The sequence below is a fragment of the Geobacillus lituanicus genome (assembly GCF_050994965.1).
GTDB classification, from domain to species: domain Bacteria; phylum Bacillota; class Bacilli; order Bacillales; family Anoxybacillaceae; genus Geobacillus; species Geobacillus stearothermophilus.
Window position 1 is genome coordinate 110,255 of sequence record NZ_CP194773.1, and the last position, 23,669, is coordinate 133,923.

Annotated in this window: 22 protein-coding genes and 2 pseudogenes; 3 read left to right on the plus strand and 21 right to left on the minus strand. The window is 54.4% G+C overall.

All coding sequences use genetic code 11. The annotated features are described in order from the left end of the window. Nucleotides 1-76: 76 nt before the first annotated feature. From ACR1UW_RS00480 to ACR1UW_RS00520, 9 genes are all read right to left on the minus strand, one after another. Nucleotides 77-952 carry an ROK family protein gene (locus tag ACR1UW_RS00480; protein ID WP_020278791.1) on the minus strand — a complete coding sequence of 292 codons (876 nt, stop codon included), beginning with the start codon at nt 950-952 and terminating at the stop codon, nt 77-79. A gap of 162 nt (nt 953-1,114) precedes the next feature. Then, nucleotides 1,115-1,936 (minus strand): carbohydrate ABC transporter permease, encoded by an 822-nt coding sequence (locus tag ACR1UW_RS00485; protein WP_011232675.1) that lies wholly within the window; start codon nt 1,934-1,936, stop codon nt 1,115-1,117. Continuing rightward, entirely contained in the window at nt 1,936-2,907 is a 972-nt protein-coding gene (locus ACR1UW_RS00490) for a carbohydrate ABC transporter permease (protein ID WP_011232676.1), read from the minus strand. The genes ACR1UW_RS00485 and ACR1UW_RS00490 overlap by 1 nt, the downstream gene beginning before the upstream one ends. Nucleotides 2,908-2,968: 61 nt before the next feature. Beyond that, nucleotides 2,969-4,267 carry an ABC transporter substrate-binding protein gene (locus ACR1UW_RS00495; protein WP_014196864.1) on the minus strand — a complete coding sequence of 433 codons (1,299 nt, stop codon included), beginning with the start codon at nt 4,265-4,267 and terminating at the stop codon, nt 2,969-2,971. 324 nt (nt 4,268-4,591) lie between these two features. Then, nucleotides 4,592-6,133, minus strand: coding sequence for a helix-turn-helix domain-containing protein (locus ACR1UW_RS00500; RefSeq protein ID WP_498934246.1), 1,542 nt, complete (start codon nt 6,131-6,133; stop codon nt 4,592-4,594). Then, nucleotides 6,111-7,580 carry a sensor histidine kinase gene (locus ACR1UW_RS00505; protein WP_011232679.1) on the minus strand — a complete coding sequence of 490 codons (1,470 nt, stop codon included), beginning with the start codon at nt 7,578-7,580 and terminating at the stop codon, nt 6,111-6,113. The genes ACR1UW_RS00500 and ACR1UW_RS00505 overlap by 23 nt, the downstream gene beginning before the upstream one ends. A gap of 161 nt (nt 7,581-7,741) precedes the next feature. After that, nucleotides 7,742-8,755: a sugar-binding protein gene (locus tag ACR1UW_RS00510; protein ID WP_014196867.1), complete on the minus strand. Its 1,014-nt coding sequence runs from the start codon at nt 8,753-8,755 to the stop codon at nt 7,742-7,744. A 219-nt stretch (nt 8,756-8,974) separates the two neighbouring features. After that, complete coding sequence (locus ACR1UW_RS00515) at nt 8,975-9,853, minus strand: Rpn/YhgA-type helix-turn-helix domain-containing protein (protein WP_014196869.1); 879 nt, start codon at nt 9,851-9,853, stop codon at nt 8,975-8,977. Between the two features lie 213 nt (nt 9,854-10,066). After that, nucleotides 10,067-11,410 carry a 6-phospho-beta-glucosidase gene (locus ACR1UW_RS00520; RefSeq protein ID WP_011232682.1) on the minus strand — a complete coding sequence of 448 codons (1,344 nt, stop codon included), beginning with the start codon at nt 11,408-11,410 and terminating at the stop codon, nt 10,067-10,069. Nucleotides 11,411-11,534: 124 nt separating this feature from the next. On the opposite strand from ACR1UW_RS00520, the gene ACR1UW_RS00525 reads away from it, so the two are divergent. Then, nucleotides 11,535-12,290, plus strand: coding sequence for a MurR/RpiR family transcriptional regulator (locus ACR1UW_RS00525; protein ID WP_011232683.1), 756 nt, complete (start codon nt 11,535-11,537; stop codon nt 12,288-12,290). Between the two features lie 43 nt (nt 12,291-12,333). On the opposite strand, the pseudogene ACR1UW_RS00530 reads toward ACR1UW_RS00525, so the two are convergent. From ACR1UW_RS00530 to ACR1UW_RS00550, 5 genes and pseudogenes are all read right to left on the minus strand, one after another. Continuing rightward, nucleotides 12,334-12,495, minus strand: a pseudogene (locus ACR1UW_RS00530) (family 1 glycosylhydrolase); the annotation flags it as partial. Nucleotides 12,496-12,868: 373 nt separating this feature from the next. Beyond that, nucleotides 12,869-14,236: an FAD-binding oxidoreductase gene (locus ACR1UW_RS00535; protein ID WP_498934249.1), complete on the minus strand. Its 1,368-nt coding sequence runs from the start codon at nt 14,234-14,236 to the stop codon at nt 12,869-12,871. A 109-nt stretch (nt 14,237-14,345) separates the two neighbouring features. Continuing rightward, nucleotides 14,346-15,323 (minus strand): alpha-ketoacid dehydrogenase subunit beta, encoded by a 978-nt coding sequence (locus ACR1UW_RS00540; RefSeq protein WP_011232686.1) that lies wholly within the window; start codon nt 15,321-15,323, stop codon nt 14,346-14,348. Next, the gene (gene pdhA, locus ACR1UW_RS00545) at nt 15,324-16,403 is read right to left on the minus strand and encodes a pyruvate dehydrogenase (acetyl-transferring) E1 component subunit alpha (RefSeq protein ID WP_498934252.1); all 1,080 of its coding nucleotides are present in this window, start codon (nt 16,401-16,403) and stop codon (nt 15,324-15,326) included. 100 nt (nt 16,404-16,503) lie between these two features. Next, entirely contained in the window at nt 16,504-17,805 is a 1,302-nt protein-coding gene (locus ACR1UW_RS00550) for a dihydrolipoamide acetyltransferase family protein (protein WP_498934254.1), read from the minus strand. 236 nt (nt 17,806-18,041) lie between these two features. On the opposite strand from ACR1UW_RS00550, the gene gloA2 reads away from it, so the two are divergent. Together gloA2 and ACR1UW_RS00560 are read left to right on the plus strand one after the other, a co-directional pair. Next, complete coding sequence (gene gloA2 / locus ACR1UW_RS00555; RefSeq protein ID WP_033011380.1) at nt 18,042-18,428, plus strand: SMU1112c/YaeR family gloxylase I-like metalloprotein; 387 nt, start codon at nt 18,042-18,044, stop codon at nt 18,426-18,428. Nucleotides 18,429-18,526: 98 nt separating this feature from the next. Next, a complete protein-coding gene (locus tag ACR1UW_RS00560; protein WP_237420916.1) occupies nt 18,527-19,513 on the plus strand; it encodes a Gfo/Idh/MocA family protein in 987 nt (328 codons plus the stop codon). A 95-nt stretch (nt 19,514-19,608) separates the two neighbouring features. Here the strand turns inward: ACR1UW_RS00560 and ACR1UW_RS00565 are convergent, their stop codons facing one another. The 7 genes and pseudogenes from ACR1UW_RS00565 to ACR1UW_RS00595 all read right to left on the minus strand — a co-directional run bounded on the left by ACR1UW_RS00565 (nt 19,609) and on the right by ACR1UW_RS00595 (nt 23,646). Then, a complete protein-coding gene (locus ACR1UW_RS00565) occupies nt 19,609-20,046 on the minus strand; it encodes a DUF4275 family protein (protein WP_150826036.1) in 438 nt (145 codons plus the stop codon). A gap of 215 nt (nt 20,047-20,261) precedes the next feature. After that, nucleotides 20,262-20,681 (minus strand): arsenate reductase (thioredoxin), encoded by a 420-nt coding sequence (gene arsC, locus ACR1UW_RS00570; RefSeq protein ID WP_498934255.1) that lies wholly within the window; start codon nt 20,679-20,681, stop codon nt 20,262-20,264. Between the two features lie 15 nt (nt 20,682-20,696). Continuing rightward, nucleotides 20,697-20,897: pseudogene (locus ACR1UW_RS00575) on the minus strand (arsenic resistance protein); the annotation flags it as partial. Between the two features lie 6 nt (nt 20,898-20,903). Continuing rightward, a complete protein-coding gene (locus ACR1UW_RS00580; RefSeq protein WP_096226099.1) occupies nt 20,904-21,251 on the minus strand; it encodes an ArsR/SmtB family transcription factor in 348 nt (115 codons plus the stop codon). A gap of 190 nt (nt 21,252-21,441) precedes the next feature. Further along, nucleotides 21,442-21,825, minus strand: coding sequence for a DUF1360 domain-containing protein (locus ACR1UW_RS00585; protein ID WP_498934258.1), 384 nt, complete (start codon nt 21,823-21,825; stop codon nt 21,442-21,444). 1,164 nt (nt 21,826-22,989) lie between these two features. Next, nucleotides 22,990-23,106: a DUF3789 domain-containing protein gene (locus tag ACR1UW_RS00590; protein ID WP_011232702.1), complete on the minus strand. Its 117-nt coding sequence runs from the start codon at nt 23,104-23,106 to the stop codon at nt 22,990-22,992. Between the two features lie 87 nt (nt 23,107-23,193). Then, entirely contained in the window at nt 23,194-23,646 is a 453-nt protein-coding gene (locus tag ACR1UW_RS00595) for a VanZ family protein (protein ID WP_053532861.1), read from the minus strand. Nucleotides 23,647-23,669: the final 23 nt, after the last annotated feature.

Here is a 23,669-nt window from a genome sequence, read left to right on the forward strand (position 1 = left end):
ACAATTAGTCATTGTGTCTTCCACAAAAAAACAGCCGTCCGCAGCTTCACGCAAAAGCTGTGGACAGCCGTTCCCATTATTCGCATGACGCTGCAGCCGCCAGCGCCAAGGCACCCGCAACACCGGCGTTGTCGCCAAGCCCTGGAAGAACGATGTACTCGTCGATCTTCTCGAGAATCGCTTCGTGCTGAACATACCCATTGAGCAACTCCTGCACATGACGGCGCACAAGCGGCAACACGTGCGTCTGCTTCATGACGCCCCCGCCCGTGATCACCTTTTTCGGCGATAAAATGAGGATGTAGTTGGCGATCGCTTGGGCTAAGTAAAACGCCTCAAGCTCCCACACCTCGCTCCGGTCGGCCAGCTCCGCCCCCTTTTTCCCCCAACGCCGCTCAATCGCCGGGCCGGACGCCATGCCTTCCAAACAGTCGCCATGATACGGGCAGATGCCGGCAAACGCATCATCCGGATGGCGGCGGACGAACATATGTCCCATTTCTGGATGAAGCATCCCGTGAAGCAGACGCCCTTCCACGACGGCGCCGACACCAATGCCTGTCCCGACCGTCATATATAGGCAACTATCCAATCCTTGCGCCGCCCCCCAGCGCAGCTCACCGAGCGCCGCCGCGTTGACATCCGTGTCAAAGCCGATCGGCACGGGAAAATGCTGCTTCATCGTGCCGACAAAATCAAACTGCGCCCACGCCTGTTTCGGCGTGCTCGTAATATACCCGTACGTCGGACTGTCCGGACGCAAATCGACCGGGCCGAACGACCCGATGCCAATCGCCTCGATGCGGTGCGGACGGAAAAAGTCGATGACGTGCGCCATCGTCTCTTCCGGCGCCGTCGTCGGAAACACCGCTCGTTCATGGATGTTCCCCTGTTCATCGCCGATGGCGCAGACAAATTTCGTGCCTCCAGCTTCAATGGCTCCTAGGATCATATGTACGCCTCTCTTTCTTCATCTGCTCTTTTCTTGTATCTATCTTACTAGAAAAAGGGAGAGGGCATCAATGACAAAAAGCCGCTGATCAGCGGCTTTTTGAAACATAGCGCAATCGATTCTATTGTCTACCGGGTTTGTTGATCTACACTGCTGATTGGCTCACCCCTTCACCGAACCAGCCAACAACCCACGGACAAAATATTTGCCAAGGAAGATGTACACAAGCAAGGTCGGCAGCGCCGCCAACAGGGCTCCCGCCATTTGCACGTTCCATTGGACGATTTGACTGCCGGATAAGTTTTGCAAGGCGACCATGATCGGCTGTTTGTCCGATGTCGTGATCGTCACGGCGAACAAAAACTCGTTCCAAATGTTTGTAAACTGCCAGATCGCCACGACGACAAATCCAGTGATGGACAAGGGGAGCATAATATAACGAAAAATACGGACAAACCCAGCGCCGTCGATTTTCGCCGACTCAATCATTTCATCGGGGATCGCCGCGTAGAAATTCCGAAACATCAGTGTGGTGATCGGAATGCCGTAGACGACATGGACGAACACAAGCCCCGGAATCGTGTTGTACAGCCCGATTTCGCGCAAAAATTGGATGAGCGGAATGAGAATGCTTTGATACGGAATGAACATCCCGAACAAAATGAGCGTAAAGAGCGTATCCGCTCCTTTAAACTTCCATTTCGACAGTACATAGCCGTTGAGCGACCCCAGCAGCGCGGAGAGCAGCGTCGCCGGCACGACGAGCAAAATCGAATTCCAAAAGTTTGGGGCGAGCTTGTCAAATGCCGTCGCGTAGCTGCTCCAATCGATCGTTGACGGCAGCTTCCACATATCGGCCAATGTCACTTCATCGAGCGGCTTCAAGCTCGTTGTGACCATGACATACACCGGCAACAGGAAAAACACGCTCATGACGAGGGCCAACAAATACAAAAACGGCCGCGCCCACATGGATCTCGCCATCACGATCCCCCCTTGCGGCTTGAGATGAGATATGGAACGATAAAGATGGCGACCGACAGCAGCATCACGATCGCAATCGCCGCGCCGTTGGCGTAATAGTTGCCGCGGAACGTCGTTTCAAACATGTACACGCCCGGCACATCGGTGACAAAGTTCGCCCCCGGCCCGGTCATGGCGTAAATCAAATCGAAAATTTTGAGCGAAATATGAGCCATGATGATGATGACGCTGACAGTGATCGGCCGCAGCAGCGGCAAAATGATTTTCCAATACAATTGAAACTCGGTCGCTCCGTCCATCCGCGCCGCTTCCCGCACTTCATCTGGAATGGCGCGCAGGCCGGCGAGATACATCGCGACGGCAAAGCCAGTCATTTGCCAAACAGCCGCCACGACCACCGCAATGATGGCGACCGGGATGCCAAACTCAATCTTGCCCCAATGAAATCCGAACAGAATGTTCGTATCCGTATACCATTTTCCATCCAAGCCAAGCGGTTTTAAAAACAAGTTGACGCCCGTTGACGGGTTGAACAGCCATTGCCACACGACTCCGGTGACGACAAATGACAAGGCCATCGGGAAGAAGAAAATGTTGCGGAACAGCGACTCGCCGCGCAGTTTTTGGTCAAGCAAAATGGCAAGCAGTTGGCCGAGCACAATGACGGCGGCGATAAACAACACCGTAAACACAAGTGTATTGCGCAAGTCGGCCTGGAAGCGGAAATCATGAAACAAATACAGATAGTTTTTCAACCCGGCAAACGACCAATCCGGCACGAGCGAATTCCAGTTGCTCAAGGACACATACCCCGTCCAGCCGATAAACCCGTACACAAATAAGAAAATCAGTACGACCGACGGTGCCAAAAACGCCGCTGCCAGCCAATGATCGGCCGTCCATTTCCGCTTTTTCCGCACCGCGGGGACAGCCGCTGTCTTCTCGGCTGGCGTGATGTTGACCGTTTCCACTAAGATCCCTCCTCATGATGACGAAAAGGGGAAGAGAATGGCTCCCGTCCCCTTTTCCCGATTACTTCTTCAGTTCTGCGGCGGCCGATGCCAACGTGTCGATGAACGTCTTCACATCTTTTTGCGTCACGAAAATGTTGACGGCCTGATTGACCTTCGTGACAAACCCTTCCGGCGCTGCTGAACCGTGCGCTAAGCTCGGCGCCAGCTCCGCCGTCTTGAAGTCTTGCATCGTTTGTTTGCCGTATTCATCGTACTTGGACGGATCCGCGTCGATGCGGGCCGGGATGGAGCCTTTCAGCGGGTTAAACGCATCTTGCCCTTCCACCGAACCAAGCACCGATAAGAACTTCTTCACATCGTCCGGGTTTTTCACGCCTTTCGGCAGGCCGAACGTATCGGTAATGACCATAAACTTGCCTTCCGTATTCGGCACCGGCACATAACCGAAGTCTTGGTTCACCTTCAATTTCAAATCGTTGACAAAATAGCCCTTCACCCAGTCGCCCATCACGTACATGGCCGCCTTTCCTTCGGCGACGAGCTGGGCGGCGTCTTGCCAGTTGCGCGAGCTATGGTCTTCGTTAATATAGCCAAGCATTTTCTTAAACGTCTCAACGGCTTGTTTCACTTGTGGGTCGTTAAACGATAATTCTCCCGTCCAAAGTTTCTTGTAGTTTTCCGTTCCGAGCGTGCCAAGCAGCACGTTTTCAAACAGGTGCGTCGCTGCCCACGGCTCTTTGTCGCCTAAGGCGAGCGGCGTAATGCCCTTTGCTTTCAGCTTGTCGGCCACTTGGAAAAACTCGTCGAATGTTTTCGGCGGCTGAAGCCCGTTGTCGGCAAATACTTTTTTGTTGTACCAAAGCACGTTGCCGCGGTGAATGTTGACAGGCACGGAGTAAATGTTGCCGTCTTTGCTCACCATGTCAATCAACGCTTTCGGGAATTTGTCCATCCAGCCTTCTTTTTCATATAAATCGTTGAGCGGCTCCATTTTGCCGGCGGCCACCCAGCCTTCATTCAGCTCCGCTCCGCCGTGTACTTGGAACGTCGATGGCGGATCGTTTCCTTGCATGCGGCTCGCCAACACCGCCTTGGCGTTCGTTCCCGCCCCGCCGGCCACCGCCGCGTTTTCGACTTCAATATCCGGATATTTTTCTTGGAACAGTTTGATGAGCGCTTTTAAGCCGTCTTCCTCACCGGCTCCGGTCCACCAGCTGAAAATCTCGAGCTTCTCTCCCGCTTTTTGGCTGCCTTGTTTGGCGTCATCGGACGAAGAAGAGTTCGAGCTGCTGCAGCCCGACAGCGCCATACCGACGCCAAGCGCCAACGCCAGCCATGCGGATGCTTTCTTTCTCATGTTCCTCCCCCTTTTCCGTTTGTTTTTGAAACCCCTTTCAATGTTGAGTGTACCATGGGCCGCTTATCAATCGGCGGCTTGATTTCTTCACTTTTTTGCGTTTTTCTTCACTTTTTTGTTTTCCTTTCTCCTGTTGGGCAAACGGAAGGCTCGCTGGTACAGCTAACGGCCGGTTCGCTTCCATGGCGCGAAAAAAGCCCGTCTCCCCATCAGTGGGGCGGGCTTCGCTTCGGACGCCGGAAGAAGGGTGGAGCCTGCTTTGTCCGCGGGACTTACCTTTTGACTTGCCATGCACCTTCCTTGTTGGAGACAGCACTCCCCTTGTCAGCGCGCCTGTACTTTTTTCCGGTATTCGCTCGGCGACAGGCCGGTTTGCTTTTTAAAGACGCGGCTGAAATAGTTGGGGTCGTTGTAGCCGACTGAAAAACAAATTTCTTTTAAGCTTTGATCCGTCTCAGCCAGCGCTTCTTTCGCCCGTTCGATGCGCACGTTCGTCACATAGTCGATAAAGGTGATGCCAAACTGTTCTTTGAACAGTTTGCTGAAGTAGTATGGGCTCATCCCGGCTTGTTCCGCCACCTCCTCAAGCGTCAGCGGCTCGGCATAATGGCGGTCAATGTACTCTTTCGCCTTGCCGATTTTGCCATACGCTTGCTGCTGGCGCCAAACCTCGAGATCAGCGGCGATGCGGTCCAGTTCATCAAGCGCCGCTCGCTTCAATTCTGCCGCCGACCGGCAGGAAGCAAAGGAAGCGAGCCGCTCATAACGAATGCCCAGCTCCGATAGAAGACGCCCGAGCCACACAAAGGTCTCTTCCGCTTTGCGGCCGGCGGCCGGCAGTGAATGAGAAGAGGCCAGTTCCTCTATATACGTCAGACAAATCATCCGGGCTTGCTCGATGTCGCCAAGGCGCAGCGCTTCAAACAGCTGTTTATCCCGTTCCGCTTCCCCGCCGGCGCGCGTCGCTTCCGCCGGCAGAAACCCCACTTGTGCTTTTTGCCGGTCGGCGTAATAATGAGCGGCCGACAGCGCCTCATAGTACGAGGAACGAAGTTGGTCAAGGCGGGAAAACGGGGAGCCGAGCCCGATATACAGCGCGGCGCCGTACCGGGCCGAAAACTGCCGCGCCAAATCGAGCGCCAATGCCTGGATGACGGGCTTCCAGGCTGGCTCGCCATCGTTTGGGCTGCGGAAAAACAAGACCGGCAGGCGCCGGTTCGCCATCCGCCCGATCCAATAGCGCGTTGGCGCCTTCCCGCTAAGCTGCTTGTCCAGCCATGATTTCCATTCGTCAGCCACCCCTGCATCCGGGAACTGAATGACGAGGAACATCCCCGACGCAATCGAAAACGGCAGCAGTTCCTTCCATCGCTCCCACTCATCAGCCGATACGTCTTCTGTCATGAGGACGGACAGCCATTCGCTTTCCACAAGCGTCTGCAACCGGCGAATCTGCTCCTCGAGCTGGCGGCTGCTCTCCTCGTGTCGCCGCTTGGCCGCCACTTCTTGGCTGACCCGTTCCAAAGCCGAAATGACCTCCTCCTTCCGGCTCGGTTTCAATAAATATTCCTTGACGCCAAACCGCATCGCTTGTTTCGCATAGTCGAACAAATCAAACGCCGACACAATAATGAACTCCAGATCGAGGCCGTCTTGGCGAATCGCTTCGATCGCTTGCAGCCCGTCAAGGCCGGGCATTTTGATGTCAATCAGCATGATATCCGGACGATAACGCTTGGCGATCTCGACCGCCTCGCGCCCGTTGGCGCCCTCGGCGACCACCTCGATATCCGGAAGGTGGTCGCTAATCATTTTGCAAAGCGCTCTTCGCTCCAACGCCTCATCATCGACGATCGCCACTTTCACCGTTCATCCCCCCTTGCCATCTTGGCAGCCATAACCGCACCGTCGTTCCTTTTCCTAGTGCAGACTCGATTTCGGCCACATCCATCACTCCGTAAAACAGCTGCAGTCGGCGAATGACATTGTGCAAGCCGATGCCGGTTGAATGGCCGCGCCCTTGCTCACGGCGCGTCCGCGGTTCTTCGCCGCGGATCAACGCTTCAAGCTCCGCTTTCACCTGCTCATCCATGCCAACGCCATTGTCGCGCACTTCCACAACGACCCGCCCGTTTTCGGCGAAAACGGACACGGACAGCTCGGCTCCCTGCTCGTACGTCTCAATGCCATGGATGAACGCATTTTCAATCAGCGGCTGCAACGTGAGCGGCGGAATCGGTTGATCGAGGCAAGATGGTTCCGCCTCTAACGAAAACTTGATCCGATCAAAAAACCGCGTCTGCTGGATGAAGAAATATTCACGGGCGATGCGCACCTCATCGGCAAGCGTCACCGTCCGCTGCAAATCACCCAAGTTGTAGCGCAAAATGGCCGCCACCGCTTCAATCAGCCGCGACGTTTGCTGGGCGTCCTCCAAGTACGCCATCTTCGCAACCGTGTTCAGCGTATTGAATAAAAAATGCGGATTGATTTGGCTTTGCAAGCTTTTGAGTTCCAGCTCCTTCACCAGCCGGTCGAGCTCAGCCTTTTGTTTCATCTCCGCAATCAGCTGCTTTAAATTGCGGCGCATGTCATTAAACGTGATCGTCAACAGCCGCAGCTCATCGTTGGTCATCGGCTCAATATCCGGCCCGTCCAGCCGCCCGTCAGCGATGGATCGGGCAGCGCGCGAGAGAAGAATGATCGGCTTCGTTAAGTGGCCGGAAAAGAACACCGCCAGCAAGGCGCCAAGCAACAACGTCGTGACAAACAATCCCATTCCCATATAGCGGAAATAGCGGTTGCGCCGCTCCACTTCATCGTACCGCCGTTGGTAGGCCGTCAGCTCATCGTCAATCAAGTTTAACGTTTCCTCTTGCAAAAAGGACGCAATGTTCATCGTTTCATGCAAGTGGGATGAGTACAAGCCAATATTTCCAGCTTGAAAATGATAGACCGTCAGCGCCGCCTCCTCCAGCAAACTTTCAATCATATGTTCATAGTTTTCCGCCGCCAGCCGGTCGGACAGCACTGGCAAGATGGCGCCGAGCTGCCGGCGGCGTTGCTGCAGCCAGCGGAACTCCCGCTCATAAGCGCGTGCATACCGTCCTTCTTTTTCCGAGACGTACGCATTGAGCTGTTCCATCATTCGGTTTGCCCGCTGCGACACCTCATTGAGCAACAACAATCGGCGCATCCGTTGATCATAATCGCTCATCATCTCTTCGCTCGTCTGATACAAAAGAAACACCGCTCCGTTCAGCAAAAGCAAAAAAACGGTAAAGCAAAGCAGCATCTTCGTCCGAATGTTCATCTGAATTCCACCCCGCTGTCACCGGCGCTTTGTTGCCTGCATCGTCCTGCCGCTTCAAGTCGAACGTGTTCGAACGTCAAGGCGGCCATCTCTCATGCTTTAGCGCTCGCCAACCCTTCTCCGCTTTCAGCCCCCTCCCTACGGAGGCCTGGCAGGCCCCTTCATGGCGTGTTGACCTCATAATTGCGCGCCGGGCGCAGCGGCAAGTCTTTTTTCCGAATGACTTTCGTCTCCGTATTCGTCACCACCGGCACGTCTTTCCCGGCGACGATCTCGGCCATCATTTTGACAGCCTTGTATCCCATTTCATACGGCTCCTGCACCACCGTCGCCGCAATCGTTCCTTTTTGCAAATAGCGGATCGTCTCCGGCAGCGTGTCAAAGCCAATAATATACGTCTTTTGCTCCCGATGAAACTGCTCGACCACCTTGGCAACGCCAATCGCATCAAGCGCGCTCGTGCCGTAAAACGCATTCACATCCGGGTGCTTTTTCAAAATCGTATACGCCTTTTCCGCGGCTTGCACACGCGTAATGTGCGACTCTTCGATGGCAACGATGCGGATTCCTTTTTCCTGTCTCACTGCATCCTCAAATCCGCGCACTCGCAGCTGTTGGTGCGCCGCCGTCAAACTGCCGGTAATAATCGCGACCGTCGCCTTGCCCTTTGTATCCTCAGCCAACGCCCGTCCCGCGAGAAAACCGGCATAATAATTATCCGTTCCCACATAGGCGACGCGTCGGCTCGTTGGAGCATCCGTATCGATCGTCACCACAGGAATATTCTTGTCCGTGATTTCGTTAATCACTGGGACAAATTCCGCTTCCGTCAACCCTTGGGTGATGATCCCATCGACTTTCGCTGCCGCGGCTTTTTTCAAAATGCGCAAATGCTCATCAATATTCGCCTGCCGCGGGCCGATATACTCGAGGTCAACCCCCAGTTCTTTCGCCGCCGCTTTCGCTCCTTTTTCCACGAGCCGCCAGTAATCATTATCGAGTTCCTCCGGCACAAGCACGAAATGATAGGCCTCTTTTGTTGTTTCCGGAACCCGTTCCTTTTCTGATTTCGGATACGCATACACGTTCCAAGCGCAATAGGCGGTGAAGGAAGCGCTTCCAATCAGCGCGGCGATGCCGCCCCCGTAAAACAGCCGTTTCCACCAATCGCGCATCTTGATCCCTCCTACCGCCATTGTACACGAACGTCGGGGCGCTAGCCTAGACAAAAGAAAATGGATGAATTGCATCTATATGAAATCCAAATAGGGGTCAGTCCGGCCGGCATCATTCGCCATACGGCGATGGCCATGCCCATCATCAAGTGCAGAGCGAGCAAAAAAACCCCGTTCCGAAACAAGCTCGCTGCATCGGAACGGGGTCTCTCCACTCGTTTATCCTTTCAACTTTTCCACTGCCTCAACCGACAGTCCAGTCAATTCACAAATCGTTGGCACATCATATCCTTTCCCTAGCATCCGTTTCGCGATGTCCATCTTGCCTTTTTCGATTCCTTTTTCGATTCCTTTTTCGATTCCCTTTTCCATCCCCCGTTGCTCATACGACACGATGAGATCCGTCACTTTTTTCGCTTCCTTCGTTCCCATTTGGTTCACCTCGTTTCGCAATTGGATTTCCTCTTGTTCGGACAGCGTCAAATACGTCTCGAAAAATCCAAACAACAGCCGCTGTTTCGCTTCGTCAAGCTCCAAGCGGACGAGCATGCGCAAAAATTCTCTTTTCACTGCCACTCTCTCACTTTCATTATACCCCATTTTGCTTAACAAGGCGGCCGCGACCGGGTTGTCGCGGCGAATGTACTCACGCCATGGCTGTTTGCGCAGTTCAACAGTAAGAAAGCGGAAATCGACAACGGTTAGGAACGGAAACTTGATGGTGAACGAGGACGGTTCATCGCGGTGTTCGTCATAGCTGAAGATGGCAATGGGAAGAATGCGACGGCGGTATTTTTGAAACAAACGGCTGACATAAATGAACATGCGCTCGGGAAACGTCGGCTGCGTGTAACTTTGGTGTTCGATATGGACGATGATCAGCCCATCTTCCCCTTTCAATTTTGTTTCCACCAATAGATCCACACGGTGCTTTTCGCCGGCCGCCACATCCGTAAACACCTCTTCGGACAAAAAGGAGACGTGGCGGAAGTCGACTTGTTCATACACGTGCGGAAAAAACAGAAGCAAAAACTCTTCAAAAAACGTCGACAGCAACTCCTTAAACAACCGGTCGTGATCGATTCGCGTTTCGGACACGGTCTCCCTCCTTGTGATATTTGAACTTTCTTTATTTTCTTCGCCGCGCCTTGGGCAAAATCCTGCCGAAAAGGCTGGTGAAAAGCATTGATTTTGTCTAAAATAAGGGGAATGTGAATGGGAAGAAAGCCCTTGTGTTGTGCGGCTTTTCACGATGAAATGACAAAGCCGCCCCGGCGACAGGCGGCTTTGTCAATCGCTTTTCCAAACGATTTAGTTTCCAGCTACTGTTTTGGCCTGTTTAAAAAACTGCGGCAAATGTTCTTTATGCGCTTCAAGCATTTCGTCCAACATTTGTTTGGCGATGGTGTCAGACGGGACAAGCGGGTTGATCGTCATGGCGACGAGCGCGGTTTGGTAGTCGCCGGTGACCGCGGCCTCGGCAGCGACGCGCTCGAACGACTTGATTTGCTGGACGAGCCCACGCACCGCGACCGGCAAATCGCCGACGGCGATCGGTTTCGGTCCATCTTTCGTGATGACGCAGTTTACCTCCACCGCCGATTCCGGAGGGATGCTCGCAATGGCGCCGTTGTTTCTCGTGTTGACCGGCTGAATGTCGCGCTTGTCGTTGTAAATGGAGCTGATCAAGCTGCACGCGGCGTCGCTGTAGTACGCCCCACCACGCTGTTCGAGCTGCGGCGGCTTGATGGCCAAGTTCGGGTCTTTGTACAGCTCGAACAGCTCTTTTTCGAGCTGCTGCACAACCTCGGCGCGCGTCCCTTTCGTTTTCGCCGCCTCCAGCTCCTCGGCGAGCATTTTGTCTGTTTGGTAGTAATACCGGTGGTACGGGCAAGGCAGCACCTTCAACCCTTTTAAGAAATCCGGCTCCCAGCCAAGGTCAACGATGTTTTTCATCGTCACACCGGAGCGGTCTGGATGGGCGACGAGATCAATCACCTTTTCGGTCACCTCGACGCCGTCCAGATAGACGTGCAAGCCAAACACCATATGGTTCAAGCCGGCAAAATCAATGTGCACGCGGTCGGCATCAACGCCAAGCAGCTTGGCGACGCCCATGCGCATGCCGATCGGCACGTTGCACAACCCGACGACTTTCTCCTGCTTCGTATAGCGCAAGACGGCTTCTGTCACCATCCCAGCCGGGTTCGTGAAGTTGATCAGCCATGCATCAGGGCAAAGCTCTTCCATATCGCGAATGATGTCCAAAATGACCGGAATCGTCCGCAATCCCTTAAACAATCCGCCCGGGCCGTTTGTCTCCTGGCCGATCACCCCGTATTTGAGCGGGATGCGCTCGTCTTTCGCCCGTGCCTCTAGGCCGCCGACACGAAATTGCGTCGTAACAAAGTCTGCTCCTTCCAAGGCCCGGCGGCGGTCTAGTGTCAAATGAATCTCAATGGGCACACCGGCTTTTTCGACCATCCGTTTGGCCAGTGCGCCAACGATTTCGAGTTTTTCTTTGCCTTCCGGAATATCGACAAGCCACAATTCCCCGACCGGCAATTCATGATAACGCTTGATCAACCCTTCGACCAATTCCGGCGTGTAGCTCGACCCGCCGCCGATCGTCGCCATTTTCAATCGTTTATCCATACTCCTCTTCCCCTTTCGCCCTGTTGGGCATGGTATAATCAATGTAGGAATCAACCAGTGGGCTTGGAAGCGCCATCCTTTCCCAGCTATCGCACGTTCCGTCCCATGAAAGCGAGGTGTCCCGATGTTCACTCCTGAACAAATCGCCCAGTTCTCCGAGCTCGACTACGCCATTTACGACTATGTGATGAAACATCCTCATGAAGTCGCGTACATGCGCATTCGCGAGCTCGCCGAGGCCGTCCATGTCTCGCCGCCGACCGTGCTCCGCTTTTGCAAAAAGGTCGGATGCGAAGGGTTCAGTGAATTTAAAACGAAATGGAAGCTGTATTTGCGCGAGACAAAGCGAACCGCGATCATCAGCAGTCAAGAGGCGCTTAAGGAATTTTTCGAACGGACGCTGACCGCCGATTACGAGCGGACCATTCTGGATGCGGCAGCCGCGATCGCCCGGGCGGATCACGTGATTTTTGTCGGCTCCGGCAGCTCCGGCATTTTGGCTGAATACGGATCGCGCTATTTTTCTGCCTTTCAAAAGTTTTCCGTCTACATCAAGGACCCGTTTTTTCCGATTTACGGCCATTATTTCCACAACTGCGCCGTGATCGCCTTGTCGGTGTCTGGAGAGACGTCATATACGCTCGCCCAAGTGCACCGGTTCAAGGAAAACGGCAGCACGATCATCAGCATCACCAACCGGAAACATTGCACACTCGCGAACATCTCGGACTACAACTTGACGTATTATGCCACCGCCGAGCGGATGGGACAGACGGATGTGACAACACAACTGCCGGTCGTTTATTTGCTTGAGCGGCTCGCGAAGGAAATGTACCGGTTGCTGCCGACGCAGACTGACCGCGGGCCGAGCGGGCGGTGACAAAGCTACAGCTCGGCACCGTTCGTCGCAATCACACGCTGATACCATTTGTTCCCTTAAACGTTCGGCCCGGCTGTTTGGCAAACACATCCCATACCGATAATCCTTTTCCATCTTCGTTCCACGCCCCTTCGACTTGATACGCAGCTGATGCCGCACCCCATAAAAACCCGGGCGGAAACGGTTTCAGATGGCGATGCTCCATTCAGATCGTCTCCTTTCTCACAACAACGTCGATGAATCATTCTATCACCAATAAACCGTGTTTGGCGAAAAAAGTAAAGGGCGCGGCGGCTTTTTGTAACGAGACGAACGTGAAAAACAATTGTTTCTTCGGAGTAACAAACTGTTACAAAAAGGATAAGAAAAGCAAGCGCGCAGTATGCAAAAAGCAACCGTGAGGACGTTCCATGAAATGCGAGCAACGGCACTCTCCATCCTTGTAGAGAAACACAAGAAGAAAAAGGTGCTCCGTTCCATTGAGAGCACCCTTTTCCCCATAAAGGCCCGTCTTCAGCCCATTTATGTTTGGGAGAAATATTCAACCTAATCCATCGAGCCGCCATACAGATGAAGCGTTACGGCAAAAAGATTTTCCCCGGATTGAGAATGCCGTTCGGGTCAAACAGCTGTTTCAACCGTTTCATCCAAAGCACGGCGTCTCCTTTTTCTTCACGCAAAAACGCCCGTTTGCCGATGCCGATGCCGTGCTCGCCTGTGCACGTGCCGCCGCGCGATAAGGCATAGCGGACGATATGGGCGTGCACGCGTTCGATCCGCGCCATCTCATCCGCATCGTTCGGGTCAAAGGCAAGCACCGTATGGTAATTGCCGTCGCCGACATGGCCGAAAATCGCGGCGGTCATGTTCTGCTCGTTGACAAGCCGGCGCGTATCGGCGATCGCCCCCGGCAGCTCGGACAGCGGCACGCACACATCAGTTGAGAGCATCGCCTTGCCTGGATAGGCGGCTTGAATGGCGAACGCCGCATGGTGGCGCGCTTCCCACAGCTTCGCGCGGGCGAGCGAGTCGGTCTCGACCACAAACGAAACCGCCCCCTCCGCTTCGCACAATTCGTTGACAAGCTTTGTCCCTTCCTCGACGCTTGACGGGCTGCCGCTCAGTTCAATAAAGAGCGTCGGCTTCACCGGGTAATCGGTTTTTTTGTACGCATTGACCGCCGCGATCGTCGCCTCGTCAACGAGCTCGATTTTCCCCGGACCGACGCCCGCTTTCAGCACGGCAAACGCCGCTTGCGCTGCCGCCTCAAGCGACGGAAAGCACACTTTGATGGCCGTTGTCGCCTCCGGAATGCCATGCAGGCGGACAATAAGACGGGTGAACACGCCAAGCGTCCCTTCCGATCCAACGAACAAGCCGGTCAAGTCATAGCCGGCCGACGATTTCACCGCCAAGCTGCCCGTTTGCATGACCGAACCGTCAGCGAGCACCACCTCTAATCCGAGCACTTGATCGCGCATGACGCCGTATTTCACGCAGTTCGTGCCGCTCGCGTTCGTCGCCGCCATGCCGCCGATCGTCGCGTCCGCCCCCGGATCGACCGGGAAAAACAACCCGTATCGCTTCAGCGCCTCATTCAGCTGCAGCCGCGTCACCCCGGGCTCGACGATCGCCAAAAAATCATCGGGACGAATGTCAATGATGTGGTTCATCAACGTCAAATCGAGGCTAATCCCGCCTTGGACCGGAATGACGTGCCCTTCCAAGCTCGTGCCGGCGCCAAACGGTGTGACCGGAATGCGATGCTCGTTGGCAAACGCCATCACCCGGCTCACTTCCTCCGCCGTTTTCGGAAACACGACGACATCTGGCGCATGCGGCGCATGGTAGGCGATGCCTTTGCTGTGGTGTTCGAGCACCGTTTCATTGATGCTCACCCGCTCGCGGTCGCCGATCAATTCCAGCAGTGATTCGTATACGTTCATCGTTCTCCTCCTCACCCGATCGGATCAAGCGGCGCCACCCATCGATGCGCCGCCTTTTCTCTTGACGCACTCTGATGGTGGATCGATCGACCCGGATGGCATGGTTCGTTTAGTAACGGAGCAACGTTTCAATTCCTTCCGCAATCCGCTCGGCGTTCGGCAGCCAATCATCCTCCACCGACGGCACCGGATACGGCGTGTCGTAGCCGGCGATACGCACGATTGGAGCTGATAGAGAAAACAGCGCCCGTTCGCTGATCAAGGCCGCCACTTCCGCGCCAAACCCGCCTGTTTTCACCGCTTCATGGACGATCATCACCCGTCCTGTTTTTTCCACCGAAGTGATGATGGTGTCGATATCAAGCGGCTGCAGGCAGCGAAGGTCGATGACCTCCGCATTGACTCCTTTCGCTTGCATCTCGGCGGCGACTTTGGCGGCAAGCGGCACGGTCGCCCCCCAAGCAATGATCGTCACATCGTCTCCTTCTTTCACAACCCGTGCTTGGCCGAGCGGAATCGTGTACGGCTCTTCGGGCACTTCCATGCGAAACGCCCGATACAGCTTCATCGGCTCCAGAAACAGAACCGGGTCTTCATCGCGAATGGCGGAAATGAGCAGCCCTTTCGCATCGTACGGATTGGACGGCATGACGACTTTTAAGCCCGGCGAATGGGTAAACAGCGCCTCCAACGCATCGGAGTGCAATTCCGGCGTCCGCACCCCGCCGCCGTACGGGCTGCGCACGACGATCGGGCACGAAAACCGTCCGGCCGAGCGGAAGCGGATGCGCGCCGCCTGGGCCGCCAGCTGGTCCATCGCCTGGTACACAAACCCGAGAAACTGAATTTCGGCAATCGGGCGCATGCCGTTGATCGCCAGTCCAATAGACGTGCCGATAATGCCCGATTCCGCAAGCGGCGTATCAAACACGCGCCCCTCGCCAAACTGCGCAAGCAGCCCGTCCGTCGCCCGGAAGACGCCGCCGTTTTCGCCGACATCTTCGCCCAGCACGATGATGCGCGGATCGCGCTCCATCTCTTGGCGCATCGCTTCATTGATCGCTTCAATCATCGTCAATTCCGCCATTTATCTCACCCCGCTCCGTTGTTTGCGCCGCATCACTTCGTCTTTTTGCTCGGCCAGCAATTTGGGCGCCTCGCTGTACACACAATCGAATGCATCGACAATCGAACCGGACTTGCTGGCGATGGCCGCCTCGTACGCCGCGGTCACTTCATCATTCACTTGGGCGACAAGCGCGTCTTCCTGCGCTTCCGTCCATAATCCGCGCCGTTCCAAAAGCAGGCGCAGACGGCGGAGCGGATCTTTCGCCCGCCATGTCTCGACTTCTTCCGGCCGGCGGTATTTCGTCGGGTCATCCGCCGTCGTGTGCGGCCCGAGCCGATAGGTGAGCGCCTCGATCAACATCGGCCCCTCGCCGCGGCGAGCGGCTTCGACGGCCTGCTTCATCGTTTCGTACACCGCCAGCACGTCATTGCCGTCAACGAGCACCCCTTTCATCCCGTACGCAAGCGCCTTTTGCGCGATCGTCCGGCTGGCCGTCTGCTTCCGGTACGGGACGCTGATGGCGTATTGGTTGTTTTGGCAGAAAAAGATGACCGGCACGTTGTACACCGCGGCAAAATTCATCGCTTCATGAAAATCGCCCTCTGACGTCGCCCCGTCGCCGAAATACGCCACCGATACGTGCGGTTCGCCCTTCAATTTCGACGCCCACGCGCAGCCGACCGCATGAAGCGTCTGAGCAGCGATGATGATTTGCGTCGGAAAAATATTCACCCCATCCGGCATCCGTTTTCCCGACAGGCGGCCCTGCACGTAATGGAAAAACTGTTCAAGCGGCATGCCATGCATCAAGCATACCGCCACTTCGCGGTAGCTCGGGAAAATCCAATCGTCTTTATGAAGCGCAAGGGCGCTGCCGATTTGCGCCGCCTCTTGGCCGCTGAACGGGGCGTAGGTCCCGATCCGCCCCTGCCGCTGCATGCGCAACAGCCGCTCATCAATGACGCGCGCCCGCCGCATTTCCCGATAGGCGCGAAGCAGCCATTCATCGGAAAACGCCGCTAACTTCTCCTCATCGCCATTTCCGTTTTCATCGAGAATTTGCACAATCTCGACCGGCAATTTGTCCGGGTCAAACATGGGCTTCCCTCCTCATCATTTTTTCATCACGGCCCAGCTGCTTCTCTTTGTCGCTCGCTCTCTTCCAGCACGAAGACATGTCCTCCTAACCGAGCGCCGCCTACCGCACGTCCAAGAGCAACACTTCCGGATTTTCCAAATAGTGCGCCACCGTCCGCATAAACCGCCCGGCCGGCTCGCCGTCAATGACGCGGTGGTCAAAGGTGAGCGACATTCCCATCATATCGCGGATGACAATTTCGTCACCGACGACAACCGGGCGCCGTTTGATCGCATGCGCTCCGAAAATCGCCACTTCCGGATAGTTGATGATCGGCGTCGCAAACCACCCTCTGCCCGCGCCGGTGCTCGTGATCGTAAACGTGCTTCCTTGCAGCTCGTCAAGGCGAAGCGCCTGGCGGTGCGCTTTTTCCGACAGCTCGGCGATCTCAACGGCGAGCTCGCGGATCGATTTTTGATCGGCGTCGCGGATGACAGGGACGACAAGCCCCGCTTTCGTCGCCGTCGCGATGCCGATGTGATAGCGTTTTTTCAAGACGATTTCATTCGTCTCTTCATCGAGCGAAGCGTTAAACATCGGATATTGCTTCAGCGCCCTTGTCACCGCTTTAATAATAAACGGCAAATACGTCAGCTTGATCTGCTCCTTGGCCAGCTCGCTGGCCAGGTTTTTGCGGATCTCGACGAGCTTCGTCACGTCCACCTCGTCCATCCCGGTCACATGCGGCGCCGTGTACGCCGATTTCACCATTTTTTCGGCGATTTTTTTGCGCAAGCCGCGAAGCGGGATGCGCTCTTCTTCTGGAACCACAAGCTCCGTGCTGGCGATGGACGTCCATGCGGCTTTGTCTGCCTTTTGCTCTATCGCCGTGCCCCCAACTGGCAAAACCGCGGCCCCGCTCCTTTCACGTTGCTCTGCCACCGCCACGGCTGCTTCCCGCTCGCGGACATATCGCTCCAAGTCGGCGAGCGTCACCCGGCCGCCTTCGCCCGTTCCTTCCACTTCATCGATCGGAACGCCCAACTCCCGCGCCCGCTTGCGCACCGAGGGCGCGGCAATCGCCCGCTTGCGCCCCACCGTTGGGCGCGGGGCTTCTATATGAACAGCAGACGCAGGCTCCTGAGCCAAATGGTCAGTCGGCGCCGCTTCGGCCGCCACCGCCGCCTCGGTTTCCACGACAATCAACGGCTCTCCAACCTTCACCGTCGCCCCTTCCGGCCCGGCAAGCGCCACCACTTTGCCAGCGACCGGCGTCGTCATTTCCACCATCGCCTTATCCGTTTGAATTTCAGCGATCGGCTGATCGGCCTTGACCACATCCCCTTCGCGAATGAGCCAGCGGATGATTTCCGCTTCATGCAGCCCTTCGCCGATGTCAGGCAATTTAAATTCGTAGATCATGCCATATCCCCTTCCCCTTGTTCTCATGCTGTGATGGGAAACAAACACAATGGTGCAGCATCAATTGGTGCGGCGATCATGAGGAAACATAGAAGTTAAGCGCTTACAAAAAACGTGGTGACCATTCGTTTTTTCTACCAAAATATAAAATGAATATTTTAAATTTTCCAACCTACAAGATTTATGATAGTCTATAGATTGTCAAACTGTCAATATAAGGAGAGGGAGGAATTGACATGCGCCTTGCCACGATTCACCATATCGCTTTGATTTGCTCGGACTATGAACGATCAAAACGATTTTATACAGAAATTCTCGGATTTCGCCCCATCCGGGAGCAATACCGCGCTGAGCGCCGTTCGTACAAACTCGATTTGGAGGCTGATGGCGGCATTCAGCTTGAGCTATTTTCCTTTGAAAACCCGCCGAAGCGCCCAAGCTACCCGGAAGCGTGCGGACTGCGCCATCTTGCTTTGGCGGTGGACAACCTCGATGAAGCCATTGCCTACTTGCGCCAACACGGCATCGATCCCGAACCCGTCCGCGTTGATGAAGCGACCGGCAAACGATTCACCTTCTTCCAAGATCCGGACGGGCTGCCGATCGAGCTGTATGAAAACTAGAGAGAAAAGCACAGTTGCTCCATGACGATGACAAAACGAAGCCTCTCCGTTGATTTGTGGTACAATGGGGGCGATACAAATGAAGGAGGCCAAACAACATGATTCGATTCGCAACCATCGGCACAAACTGGATCACCGAAGCATTTCTTGACGCCGCGCGCCTCGTCGATTCCTTCGAACTCGCCGCGGTCTACTCGCGAACCGAGGAGACCGCAAAGCAGTTTGCCGACAAAGTCGGGGCGCCGCGGACGTTCACGGACTTGCAAAAGCTGGCCGAAAGCGACGGCATTGATGCCGTCTATATTGCCAGCCCGAACGCACTTCATGCCGAGCAGGCGATTTGGCTCATGAACCACGGCAAGCACGTCTTATGCGAAAAACCGCTCGCCTCCAATGCGAAAGAAGTCAAAGCGATGATCGAAGCGGCCAATCGAAACGGCGTCGTATTGATGGAAGCGATGAAGGCGACGTTGCTTCCCACATTCCGGTCCATCCGCGAGCACTTGCCGAAACTCGGCCGCATCCGCCGCTATGTGGCGAACTATTGCCAATACTCATCGCGCTATGACGCCTATAAGCAAGGAACGGTGCTCAACGCCTTCAACCCCGCTCTCTCGAACGGGGCGTTGATGGACCTTGGCGTCTATTGCCTGTACCCGATGGTCGTTTTGTTCGGCCAACCCCGCAGCGTGAAGGCGCAAAGCGTGAAGCTCGAATCCGGCGTTGATGGCGAGGGCTCGATCGTGCTCGATTACGGCGACATGGACGCGGTCGTCTTTTATTCGAAAATCACGAACTCACACTTGCCTTCGGAGATTCAAGGGGAAGACGGAAACATGATCATCGACGCCATCCACACACCAGCCAAAGCGGAAATCCGCTACCGCGACGGACGCGTCGAGGACATCACCGCGCCGCAGGACAAGCCGCCGATGTATTATGAAGCACAAGAGTTTATCCGTTTGATCGAAAACGGAGAACACGAATCGGCCATCAACTCGCACCGCCATTCGCTTTGGACGATGGAAATCATGGACGAAGCGCGAAAACAAACCGGCATCGTGTTCCCGGCCGACGATCGATAATAAAAAGGTTCCAACCTAGTCTTCCTGGGGCTCGGTTGGAACTCTTTTTCTTTCTGTCTCATTGGATTTCCTTGGCTACCGATAAGCCATGGCTGTCACCTTCTGCTAAAATACGGGCCAAGCCATCCGCTTTCATGCGTCATGACAAACGTCCAGTTGAACTCACTGTCCACCACATATAGATCGATTTTGTCGTTTTCCGTTGCCAGATCGGCGGCTTTCAAGCCGGACGCATCCTCCACGGTGAACGCATCGTCGCCATGTTGAAAGAAAAGATAGCAACACGTTTTCTCTTCTTGATCAAACGCCATTTCCGCTTCTTCTCCTGTGAAACAGCCTCTCATCCCATAGCTGAACACATGCCATAAGTAGCCGTTGACTCCATTCCGATTACGAAGGTGGATGTGTTGTTTTTCTTCCGCTGTCAAATGGCCGGCAAACACCTCTTCCCACTGTTGTCGCCATTGCGCTCCGAAACCGGACTGTTTGCGGATTTTGATGTTTCGGCGAGCTAACTGATGAAATAACTCCATTTCGTTTCTCCTCCTGTGACCTAATGTGGCACCGCCTTCATCGATGTGCTCATTTCGTCTATCAACAAGATGGCTTCTCACCATCTTCGTCACGCTGAGCGGTTTTCGTCCGCCCAGCCAATTCTCCGTTTCCGGCCGCACTTCGACGAGCAGTTGCTGCGCACCCTATGCAAGATAGTTTCCCCGCTCTTTGCGCCTGCCTCGCTGCACCGCCCCTATTCCCCCGTCTCGGCAAACCGGCAAATGCGCTCGCCGATTTCATCGCGGACGCGGCGAAACACCGCGAGTTTCTCCTCTTCGGTCCCTTCCGCTTTCGCCGGGTCGTCAAAGCCCCAATGGACGCGCTTCACGTGCGGCGGTGTGACCGGGCAGTGGTCGGCCGCATGGCCGCACAGCGTCACGACCAAATTAGCGCGGTTGAGGAGATCCGGGTCGATGACATCAGACGTTTGGTTCGAAATGTCGATGCCGACTTCCTTCATCACTTTCACCGCATTCGGATTGAGGCCATGCGCTTTAATGCCGGCGCTGTGCACTTCCCATTCCTCACCAAGAAGTTGTTTCGCCCAGCCTTCCGCCATTTGACTGCGGCACGAGTTGCCGGTGCATAAAAAGTATATGACTTTTTTCTTCATCGATGGTTCCCACCTTTACGTTGATGTTGGATTGCCCGAAGAAAAATACTTTCGCTGAAACGCCAATGCTACGTTGACAAGCGCCAGCATCACCGGCACTTCAATGAGCGGACCGATAACTGCCGCAAACGCCGCGCCCGAATGAATGCCAAACACCCCAACGGCGACGGCAATGGCCAGCTCAAAGTTGTTGCTCCCCGCCGTAAACGCGAGCGTTTAAAGTCAGCACCCGCAGCGGGCCGTCGGATTCGCTCTCTCGATTTTGCGAATGTTTTCGCCTTGGTCCGGAACGTACGACAACACCGCTTGCAACAGGGAGTAGTATTCGCTTTGCGGCCGGAGCGAATAATACACCCATTGCCCCCTCCGCTCCTCTTGGATCAGCCCGGCGTCTTTCAACTTGCGAAGATGCTGGCTGATCGCTGGCTGGCTGGTCGAAAACACCTCAAGCAGCTCGCACACACAGCACTCCCGCTGATTCAAAATCGCCAAAATCGTCAGCCGCGTCGGATCGCCGAGCAGCTTCAACACCCGAGCGGCTGCTCCTATCTCCATTGCGAGTTGCGGCATATCACCCCTCCATTCATCATCATATCATGATTTGCTTATATAAAAACGAACATCCGTCATGAAACGGCCACGCCGACCAATGAAATGGTTTCCGTCAATCAGTATATAAATGATATAAGTTAACCATGATGTATCGACAAAAGCAAGAAAAGCGAGCGTGCCGCATGTTTCCGCCGTACGCCCGCCAATGTCAGTCCATCCGCTTTTTCGCCGCCGACAGAAGATCGATTGCCTTCGTCCCCACCCCGACGAATGTTTCCAAAATCGCTTGCGCCCCAGCGATCGAAAAAATAAAAATGAACGGCATGGCGATCTTCGGGATGAATAAATACCCAAGCGCGAGAAAAATCGCGCTCCATACGCCCGCGCACCAGTAACAGTTCAACAAATAGCCGAATTTCGATTTCGGCACTTTCTTGATTTCCGTACTCCCGTCTTCGTGTTGGATTGTCTCTTTTTTCATAAACGGATTGCGAATAAACTCCGTGATCTTATCAAAGACGATCAAGTGGGTGAACCGATAGCTGGCCAAAATGATCATGATGTACGTCATCCAGTCGAGTTCACGAAGCATGGCGAGTCCCTTTCTTTTGCGAGCTTTTCCTTTAGTATGAACCAAGATGCGTTTCTTTATGACCTCCGATGGTTAATGGAGCCGGTCGAGGGAAAGAGCGGAAATCACTACTCACATGTCACACCCTAACAAGGTAGAAACAAAGGATTTTTGTAGATTGGTTGGTTTTGTTATCCCCTCTTGTATATGCTATAATAGATGTACATTATAGCCAGCGTATGTCTCGTACATGTTTTTTCAAAACAGGCATATGCTATTGCTAAGGTGGTGATAGCGTATGCGCAGAAAGGAGCATCGCCAGTTGCGAAGATCAGCCATCTCAAGGCGAAAAGATGTGCGAGCACAGTCATTAAGATCGATTTATGCTAAACCTGCTGTGCGAAATCGATACGCAAACATCAATGCGTCTTTAAGTTCAAGCATTTGTTTTGATCGGTTGCCTTCTGCTCCTTTATTGGATGTTAGCCCTGATGGTGTTGTGACTGTGAATCCCAATAATCCTGTGCATCAACGGTGGCTAGATGAAGAATGATGCAGCCGGGTGGTATTTACGATATATATTTTCGTTTTCAGGAAGGGCAGGGCGGTACATATCGTCCTGTTCTTATTTTGGGTTTTAGAGGCAATCGAGCCATTGCTATTGGAGTGAACTACCCACCACCTACGCTTCGCTTAGAGGTGGGGGCTTCAAGCGACTTGTGTGTGTTCGCTGAACGGTAAGCCACACACAAGAACCCTTTACGCTTCCCTTCGTTCCGAAGGTGTCCGTTCTAGCCATATTCTATCCTATTCGTTGGCTAACGCCAACCGACATTCATCTCCCACTTTCACTGGTGCTGGCGCACCTTCACGTTTAGAAGTAGGAGACTTCTTTCGGAGGGAAGTTAAAAGTCACAAGATCAAAACCAACATCTCGATACCCTTATCGAATACCAATTGTTTATTGGAAATATGTTGGATTAAAGGCACAATCATATGTTCAGTATGACTGGTATAACGAAATTCCACCTACCGTTCGGTTTCGGAAATTTTACGGGATTAAGCCCCTTTTTATCAAGGGAGTTGCCGCTGCTCCCGTGCATGAAACCGTGCATCTGTATTAACCAGCATGTCTTAGAACACCTAAGGCGTTCGATCATTGCCTAACGCTCCTCTGCAAGCTTCTCACTTTTCCCTCCACCGTTCGCTTGCTTCATCCGCCCGTTTCGCCACCGCCATCATGCTCATGATGACGAGCATCACAAACGAACCCACAAACATTCCCGCGATAAACGCGACCATGGCCCTCTCTCCCTTTTCTCGCATACTCGTTATTGGCCATTCTTTCCGTTTACATCTAAATCTATACGATGGGAGAGCTTTGTTCTATTATACGCCGCGTTTGACCGCCCGATGCTTGGTCCTTGCCCAACAGCGGCAAGCCCATACAATCAAAAGCGCCAGGAGCGCCCCACATGAATCAATCGCCACATCTTTTGGCGTCGCCGTCCGCCCCGGTTCAAACGATTGGTGCCACTCGTCGGTTGCCGCATACACCGTCGCAAACAGCCAAGCGCCCGCATACGCAAACCGTTTTGGCGCAAGCGCTCGCCACACAAGCGCGGCCAAAATGCCAAACTCGGTCAAATGCGCCGCTTTGCGAATCAAAAAATTCAAAAATGACGACCCCTCTTCATCCCCGCCGCCGAACGGCAAGTACGATAAAATCACCTGCAGCACATGCGCCGTATTCGCCCCGGTGAACCAGGAAGACTCGCTGAAGCTGTAAATGACGAGGCACCAGAGAATGACGGGGAGCCAGCGGGAAAGGAAAGCTCTCATCGTTTCACCTGCCAACAACCTTT

Coding starts and splice junctions, on each gene's coding strand:
- ACR1UW_RS00480 (WP_020278791.1), bottom strand. CDS start 952: ATGATCCTAGGAGCCATTGAAGCTGGAGGCACGAAATTTGTCTGCGCC.
- ACR1UW_RS00485 (WP_011232675.1), bottom strand. CDS start 1,936: ATGGCGAGATCCATGTGGGCGCGGCCGTTTTTGTATTTGTTGGCCCTC.
- ACR1UW_RS00495 (WP_014196864.1), bottom strand. CDS start 4,267: ATGAGAAAGAAAGCATCCGCATGGCTGGCGTTGGCGCTTGGCGTCGGT.
- ACR1UW_RS00505 (WP_011232679.1), bottom strand. CDS start 7,580: ATGAACATTCGGACGAAGATGCTGCTTTGCTTTACCGTTTTTTTGCTT.
- ACR1UW_RS00510 (WP_014196867.1), bottom strand. CDS start 8,755: ATGCGCGATTGGTGGAAACGGCTGTTTTACGGGGGCGGCATCGCCGCG.
- ACR1UW_RS00520 (WP_011232682.1), bottom strand. CDS start 11,410: ATGGATAAACGATTGAAAATGGCGACGATCGGCGGCGGGTCGAGCTAC.
- ACR1UW_RS00525 (WP_011232683.1), top strand. CDS start 11,535: ATGTTCACTCCTGAACAAATCGCCCAGTTCTCCGAGCTCGACTACGCC.
- ACR1UW_RS00535 (WP_498934249.1), bottom strand. CDS start 14,236: ATGAACGTATACGAATCACTGCTGGAATTGATCGGCGACCGCGAGCGG.
- ACR1UW_RS00540 (WP_011232686.1), bottom strand. CDS start 15,323: ATGGCGGAATTGACGATGATTGAAGCGATCAATGAAGCGATGCGCCAA.
- pdhA (WP_498934252.1), bottom strand. CDS start 16,403: ATGTTTGACCCGGACAAATTGCCGGTCGAGATTGTGCAAATTCTCGAT.
- ACR1UW_RS00550 (WP_498934254.1), bottom strand. CDS start 17,805: ATGATCTACGAATTTAAATTGCCTGACATCGGCGAAGGGCTGCATGAA.
- gloA2 (WP_033011380.1), top strand. CDS start 18,042: ATGCGCCTTGCCACGATTCACCATATCGCTTTGATTTGCTCGGACTAT.
- ACR1UW_RS00560 (WP_237420916.1), top strand. CDS start 18,527: ATGATTCGATTCGCAACCATCGGCACAAACTGGATCACCGAAGCATTT.
- ACR1UW_RS00565 (WP_150826036.1), bottom strand. CDS start 20,046: ATGGAGTTATTTCATCAGTTAGCTCGCCGAAACATCAAAATCCGCAAA.
- arsC (WP_498934255.1), bottom strand. CDS start 20,681: ATGAAGAAAAAAGTCATATACTTTTTATGCACCGGCAACTCGTGCCGC.
- ACR1UW_RS00580 (WP_096226099.1), bottom strand. CDS start 21,251: ATGCCGCAACTCGCAATGGAGATAGGAGCAGCCGCTCGGGTGTTGAAG.
- ACR1UW_RS00585 (WP_498934258.1), bottom strand. CDS start 21,825: ATGCTTCGTGAACTCGACTGGATGACGTACATCATGATCATTTTGGCC.
- ACR1UW_RS00590 (WP_011232702.1), bottom strand. CDS start 23,106: ATGGTCGCGTTTATCGCGGGAATGTTTGTGGGTTCGTTTGTGATGCTC.
- ACR1UW_RS00595 (WP_053532861.1), bottom strand. CDS start 23,646: ATGAGAGCTTTCCTTTCCCGCTGGCTCCCCGTCATTCTCTGGTGCCTC.